General features: G+C 69.0%; 7 protein-coding genes and 1 pseudogene. All 8 read left to right on the plus strand.

Annotated elements, in window-relative coordinates:
- Nucleotides 1-143, plus strand: a pseudogene (locus ACFWF3_RS23640) (aromatic ring-hydroxylating dioxygenase subunit alpha); the annotation flags it as partial.
- Nucleotides 124-450, plus strand: coding sequence for a hypothetical protein (locus tag ACFWF3_RS23645; protein WP_379315308.1), 327 nt, complete (start codon nucleotides 124-126; stop codon nucleotides 448-450). The pseudogene ACFWF3_RS23640 and the gene ACFWF3_RS23645, both read left to right, overlap by 20 nt.
- A 2-nt stretch (nucleotides 451-452) precedes the next feature.
- On the plus strand, nucleotides 453-1,664 hold the full coding sequence (locus ACFWF3_RS23650) for an amidohydrolase family protein (RefSeq protein WP_067444766.1): 1,212 nt from the start codon (nucleotides 453-455) through the stop codon (nucleotides 1,662-1,664).
- Nucleotides 1,660-2,067, plus strand: coding sequence for a nuclear transport factor 2 family protein (locus ACFWF3_RS23655; RefSeq protein ID WP_378990423.1), 408 nt, complete (start codon nucleotides 1,660-1,662; stop codon nucleotides 2,065-2,067). The genes ACFWF3_RS23650 and ACFWF3_RS23655 overlap by 5 nt, the downstream gene beginning before the upstream one ends.
- Complete coding sequence (locus ACFWF3_RS23660) at nucleotides 2,064-3,167, plus strand: acyl-CoA dehydrogenase family protein (RefSeq protein WP_379315309.1); 1,104 nt, start codon at nucleotides 2,064-2,066, stop codon at nucleotides 3,165-3,167. Before ACFWF3_RS23655 ends, ACFWF3_RS23660 begins: the two co-directional genes overlap by 4 nt.
- A gap of 51 nt (nucleotides 3,168-3,218) precedes the next feature.
- The gene (locus ACFWF3_RS23665; protein WP_379315312.1) at nucleotides 3,219-3,968 is read left to right on the plus strand and encodes an acyl-CoA dehydrogenase family protein; all 750 of its coding nucleotides are present in this window, start codon (nucleotides 3,219-3,221) and stop codon (nucleotides 3,966-3,968) included.
- Nucleotides 3,965-4,642: a TetR/AcrR family transcriptional regulator gene (locus ACFWF3_RS23670; RefSeq protein ID WP_379315310.1), complete on the plus strand. Its 678-nt coding sequence runs from the start codon at nucleotides 3,965-3,967 to the stop codon at nucleotides 4,640-4,642. Before ACFWF3_RS23665 ends, ACFWF3_RS23670 begins: the two co-directional genes overlap by 4 nt.
- Before the next feature lie 32 nt (nucleotides 4,643-4,674).
- A partial coding sequence (locus ACFWF3_RS23675; RefSeq protein ID WP_379315311.1) for an acyl-CoA thioesterase domain-containing protein occupies nucleotides 4,675-5,112 on the plus strand: 438 nt, incomplete at its 3' end.

Here is a 5,112-nt window from a genome sequence, read left to right on the forward strand (position 1 = left end):
CCCTCGAAGCCACCCAGACGATGCTGGCCACCCGCATCGTGTCCGATTTCCCCCTCAACGACCAGGAGATCTTGCTGCGCCACCTGCACAAGGTCGCCAAGGACAAGGTTCAGGAGTACCGAGATGCCACTGCTGCCCGCTGAATTCGCTGATCTGGAGCAGTTCTCCGACTGGGTCCTGCCCACCGAGCCGCAGCGCCACACCAAGCGTCTCGCCTCGAGCATGCCCGACATGCAGGAGTTCTACGACAAGGCGTTCCCCCGGCTGGAGGACGCGATCACCTACTGCGACAAGTTCCCGCTCGACGACCTGCCCGAGGATGCCCGCGCACTGCTGCATCTGATGCAGTCGCTGGTGAACGTGTCCTTCCCCGTCGAGGTCTGGAAGCAGGCGCGGGTGCCCGACTCCGGCGCCGCCATGGTCCACCTCATCCGGGAGCCGGTGGTCTGATCATGCTGACGCTGCTGGCCGCCGGGTACCTCGACATCGACACCGGCGAGATCGTCCGACCAGGAGTCATCCGGATCGAGGGTGATCGGATCGTCGGCCTCGGCGGCGAACCCGAGGGCGAGATCATCGACCTCGGCGACGCCGTCCTGCTGCCCGGCCTGATGGACATGGAGGTCAACCTCCTGATGGGCGGGCGCGGCGAGACCGGGCTGGCCTCCAGCGTTCAGGATGATCCCCCGCTGCGAATGCTGCGTGCGGTGGGCAATGCCCGCCGCACGCTGCGGGCCGGTTTCACGACCGTGCGCAACCTCGGTCTGTTCGTCAAGACCGGCGGGTATCTGCTCGATGTCGCGCTCGGCAAGGCCATCGACGCCGGCTGGGTCGACGGGCCGCGCATCGTGCCCGCCGGGCACGCGATCACCCCGACCGGCGGGCATCTCGATCCGACGATGTTCGCCGCGTTCGCCCCGCACGTGCTGGAACTCAGCATCGAGGAGGGCATCGCCAACGGTGTCGATGAGGTGCGCAAGGCGGTCCGGTACCAGATCAAGCACGGCGCGCAGCTGATCAAGGTCTGTGTCTCCGGCGGCGTCATGTCGCTCACCGGAGCGCCTGGGGCACAACACTATTCGTCCGAGGAACTGCGGGCGATCGTCGACGAGGCGCACCGGCGCGGGTTGCGGGTCGCCTCGCACACCCACGGCGCCGACGCGGTGCGCGCCGCGGTCGAGGCGGGGATCGACTGCATCGAGCACGGCTTCCTGATCGACGACGACGCCATCGCCCTGATGGTCGAGAAGGGCACCTACCTGGTGCCGACCACCCGCCTGGCCGACGCCATGGATGTGTCGAAAGCACCGCCGGAGCTCCAGGCCAAGGCGGCGCAGATGTTCCCGCGCGCCCGCACCTCGGTGCTGGCCGCCTACAAGGCCGGGGTGAAGATCGCGGTGGGCACCGACGCCCCCGCGATCCCGCACGGCCGCAACGCCGACGAGCTGGTCGCGCTCGTCGATCGCGGCATGAGCCCGTTGGCCGTGCTGCGCGCCGCGACCACCACGGCCGCCGAACTGATCGATGTCACCGACCGGGGCCGGCTGGCCGAGGGTCTGCTCGCCGACATCATCGCGGTTCCCGGCGACCCACTCACCGACATCACCGTCACCCAGCGGGTGCGGTTCGTGATGAAAGGCGGAAAAGTCTTTGTCCAGAATTGACGACGTGATCGAGCTGGAACAGCTGCTCGCGCGGTACGCGGTCACCATCACCAAGGGCGACATCGAGGGCCTGATCGCGGTGTTCACCCCCGACGGCAACTACAGCGCCTTCGGCGACACCTACCCGCTCGACGAGTTCCCCGATCTCGTCGCCGCGGCGCCGAAGGGGTTGTTCCTCACCGGCACACCGGCCTTGGAGATCGACGGCGACACCGCCAGCGGCACCCAGCCGCTGTGCTTCATCGAGCAGTCGACCCACGACATGCGGATCGGCTACTACAGCGATACCTACGCGCGCACCGACGCGGGCTGGCGGCTGCGCACCAGGGCCATGACGTTCATCCGTCGCAACGGCGACCACGACTCCGGCCGTCCGCACGCCTTCGAACGACCGAGTGCGTGAACCGCGCCGACTTCCGGACCGGTCTGCGGTCCTGGCTCGACGCGAACGACCTGTCCGCGGGGCCCGACCATTCGCTCGACGCACAGGTCGAGCAACTGGCCAGGGTCCGGCGCGCGCTCTACGACGCGGACTGGATGCGGTACGGCTGGCCCGCCGAGGTGGGAGGTCTCGGCGGACCAGCGGTGCTGCGGGCGATCCTCGGCGAGGAGGTCGCGACCCGCGACCTCGCCGAGCCCGGCATCTATTCCATGATCGAGGTGCTCGCGCCGACGATGATCTCTTACGCCGGCCCGCAGCTGGCGGCGGAAATGGTGCCGCGACTGCTCAGCGGCCGCGAACAGTGGTGCCAGGGGTTCTCCGAGCCCGGCTCGGGCAGCGATCTCGCCTCCCTGAGCACCAAGGCCGAGCAGCGCGGTGATCGCTGGGTGATCACCGGTCAAAAGGTGTGGACCAGCCTGGCCCAGTACTCGGCGCGCTGTGTCCTGTTGACCCGCACCGGAATCGGCCACGACGGGATCACCGCGTTCTTCGTCGACATGGACTCCCCCGGCATCACCGTGCGGCCGTTGCGCACGATGCACGGCATCGACGAGTTCGCCGAGGTGTACTTCGACGAGGTCGTCGTGCCCGCCGACCGCACGCTCGGCCGACCGGGCGACGGTTGGCGGATCGCGATGGATCTGCTCCCACACGAGCGCTCCACCTGCTTCTGGCACCGGATCGCTTATCTCTACACGCGATTCGACCAGCTGCTCGAGCAGACCGCGCACGACGACCGGGCCGGCCACGACGACGCCGAACTCGGCGCCCTCCATCTGGCCCTGCACACCATCCGCTGCCGCTCGCTGGCGACGCAGGAGCGTCTGGCGGCCGGCGGCAAGCTGGGCCCGGAGACCTCCGTCGACAAGGTGCTGCTCGCCACGGCCGAACAGCACCTGTTCGACACCGTCCGCGATCTGCTGCCCGGCGTCATCGAGCTCGCCGATTCACCATGGCGCGCGGAATACCTGTACTCACGCGCCGCGACGATCTACGGCGGCACCGCCGAGATCCAACGCAACATCATCGCGCGTCGACTGCTCGACCTGGGGAAAGAGTGAACCGTGGATGCTGCCGAACTCGATCTGCTGGCCCAGACGCTGCGCAAGACCATGCGCGACGTCTCCGGCGCGCAGCTGCACACAGCGCTCGTCGATCTGGGCTGGCAGGAGATGCTGACCGACGCGCCTGATGCCACTGTCCCCCTGGTGTTCCGGTTGCTCGGCGAGACCGGCGCGCACGCGCCGCTGCTCAATGACGTCGTCCGGGCGGCGGGCGGACTGTCCGCCGACGACCCGGTCGCGCTGCCCTGGTCCGGGGGGACCTGGGTGCGCTGGGACCACGCCGACGACGCGTCCGGCCCCGACCGATCCCCGACCCTGGACGCCGATCTGCCGATCCGCGCGGTCCCGGCGGGGACGCCGATCCCACTGGCGCAGGGCCGACGGGCGCTGGGCTGGTGGCTCACCGGCGCGAGCCGGGCCATGCTGGCGCTGGCCCGCACCCACGCCGTCGATCGCGTGCAGTTCGGGCGGCCGGTGGCCTCGTTCCAGGCGATCCGGCACCGTCTCGCCGAAACCTTCGTCGCCATCGAGGGCGCCGAGGCCACCCTAGCCGCGGCCACCGACGATCTGGGGTCGCTGCTGGCCAAGGCCGCCGCGGGGCGGGCCGCCCTGATCACCGCGCGGCACTGTCAGCAGACGCTGGGCGGCATCGGCTTCACCGCCGAACACGATCTGCATCGCCACATCCGCCGGGTGCTGGTCCTGGACGGACTGCTCGGCAGTTCCCGCGAACTGGTCCGCGAGGCGGGCGCCATCGCACGCGCCTCGGGCACGGCCGCGCGGCTGGTGCAGCTATGAGCGAGCGCGCGGAACCCGCCTGGAAGCAACGCGCGGTGGAACGGTCGATCAAGTCCACCCGGTTGCGGGCCGAACAGCGGGTGCAGCGTTTCCTCGAAGCGGCCCAGTCGATCATCTCCGAGAACGGCAGCACCGATTTCACCGTGCAGGAGGTGGTGGAGCGGTCGCGTCAGTCGCTGCGCAGTTTCTATCTGCAATTCGACGGCAAGCACGAACTGCTGCTCGCCCTGTTCGAGGACGCGCTGCTGCGCACGGCCGAGCAGATCCGCCTGGCGGCGGCCGAGGAGGACGATCCGCTGACCCGGCTCGGAGTCGCGGTACAGCTGCTGTTCTCGCTGTGCCGCTCCGATCCCCGGGATCGCCACCCGCTGTTCACCGACTTCGCGCCGCGCCTGCTGGTCACCCATCCCGCCCATGTGAAGGTCGCGCACGCACCACTACTCGCGCTCTTCGTCGACCTGGTGACCGACGCCGCGTCGGCGGGCACGCTGCGCCCCGGCCTCAATCCCCGCCGGGTGGCCGCCATGACGATGCAGACCGTGATGTTCACCGCCCAGTCCAGCGGCGGCCAGGACGACATGGCGACGCGCCCGATCACCGCCGAGGAAGTCTGGGAGTTCTGCGCCGCGGGCGTCACCGGCACCGGCACCGGCACCGGCACCGGCAGAACATAATTCTCTTTCAGGTAGAATAGGAAGATTCGACTATGACCGATCTCTGGAACAGCCTGCTCGCCAGCCTGGATCTGGGTGTGTCACCCGCCGACGAGAGCGACCTCAGCCCTTCTACGACCGTGTTCGAAGGACCCCATCTGCCGCTGAGCTATCGCAGGCTCTTCGGCGGCCAGATCCTGGGGCAGTTCGTCCGCGCCGCCGAACTCGCCTGCCCGGACAAATCGGTCAAGTCGATCCACACCCTCTTCGCCAAGGAAGGCGGCTACGACGCGCCGCTGCGCTACGAGGTGACCCGCCAGCACGAAGGTCGCTCCTTCGCCACCCTCGCGATCGTCGCCAGGCAGTCCGGGCGCGTCATCGCCACCGCCGCCGTATCCATGCACGTCGACGAGGACGGCCCGCAAATCCAGCACGTCGAGGACGTTGTCGATGTAGAAGCGCCAGGGGGCGCCCCACTCGGCGTAGTTGAG

This window comes from Nocardia sp. NPDC060220 (assembly GCF_042727815.1).
GTDB lineage: Bacteria > Actinomycetota > Actinomycetes > Mycobacteriales > Mycobacteriaceae > Nocardia.

Bases quoted from the DNA above. Each gene is read 5' to 3' on its own strand.
- ACFWF3_RS23670 (WP_379315310.1), top strand. From the start codon at position 3,965: ATGAGCGAGCGCGCGGAACCCGCCTGGAAGCAACGCGCGGTGGAACGG.
- ACFWF3_RS23650 (WP_067444766.1), top strand. From the start codon at position 453: ATGCTGACGCTGCTGGCCGCCGGGTACCTCGACATCGACACCGGCGAG.
- ACFWF3_RS23645 (WP_379315308.1), top strand. From the start codon at position 124: ATGCCACTGCTGCCCGCTGAATTCGCTGATCTGGAGCAGTTCTCCGAC.
- ACFWF3_RS23665 (WP_379315312.1), top strand. From the start codon at position 3,219: ATGCGCGACGTCTCCGGCGCGCAGCTGCACACAGCGCTCGTCGATCTG.